General features: G+C 69.7%; 1 protein-coding gene. It reads right to left on the minus strand.

Annotation, left to right across the window (positions count from 1 at the left end):
* Positions 1-163: 163 nt before the first annotated feature.
* On the minus strand, positions 164-1,043 hold an 880-nt coding region (locus ABZ281_RS50425; RefSeq protein ID WP_356665670.1), incomplete at its 5' end, for an aldo/keto reductase.

Consider the following 1,043-nt stretch of genomic DNA (forward strand, 5'->3'; position numbering starts at 1 on the left):
GCTACAAGGGCTTCCCGGCGCCTTGCGATGCACGGCACCGGACCACGCGCCCTGATCGGACGCTCATAGTGAAAGGACCCCTTAGCGTCTGCGGAGTACTGCGCGCCGGCGGGTGCGGGCCGCATGCGGCCGGTCGCGCAGTTCCCGGAGCCTCTGAAGACCTTTACTCACGGCCCGCTGACGTGAAGGTCATGTCCGCGTAGCGAGTGCCCGCCACCTGGGCCGCTATGCCGTCCAGCAGATCCAGTTGCTCGTCGCTCAGGACGATCCCGGTCGCCGCCGTGTTCTCCTGCACCCTGGTGGGCTTGCGGGTGCCCGGGATCGGGATGACCGGGAGGTCGTGGATCGTCGCCCGCTGCTGCACCCAGGCCAGGGCGATCTGACCGAGGGTCGCTTCGTGGGCCTTGGCCACCGAGCGGATCAGCTCCAGCAGGGTCGCGTTCGCCGTGGCGTTGTCGCCGGTGAAGCGGGGCTGCTGGCGGCGGAAGTCACCGGCGCTCAGGTCCTGGTCGGCGTCGGTGAAGGAGCCGGTGAGGAAACCCCGGCCGAGGGGTGAGTACGGGACGAGGGCCACGCCCAGCTCGCGGGCCGCGGGGACGACGTGCGTCTCGATGTCACGGCTGAACAGCGACCACTCCGACTGCACGGCCGCGATGGGGTGGACGGCGTGGGCGGCGCGCAGTTCGCCCGCCGTGACCTCGCTCAGGCCCAGGTGCTTGACCTTGCCCTCGCGGACCAGGTCGGCCATGGTGCCGACGCTCTCCTCGATCGGCACGTTCACATCGCGCCGGTGCATGTAGTAGAGGTCGATCGCGTCGACGTCCAGGCGCTTCAGGCTCGCCTCGACGGCCTGGCGGATGTAGGGCGGGTCGTTGCGGATGACCCGGCGGGTCGGGTCGTCCGGGGGGATCGACAGGGCGAACTTGGTCGCGATGACGACCTCGTCGCGGTGGGCCTTGAAGAAGGGCGCCAGGAACCGCTCGTTCTCGCCGGCGCCGTAGGCATGGCACACGGCACCATCTACACACCCGACAAGGTCGACG

This window comes from Streptomyces sp. NPDC006265 (assembly GCF_040613555.1).
Taxonomy (GTDB): Bacteria; Actinomycetota; Actinomycetes; order Streptomycetales; family Streptomycetaceae; genus Streptomyces.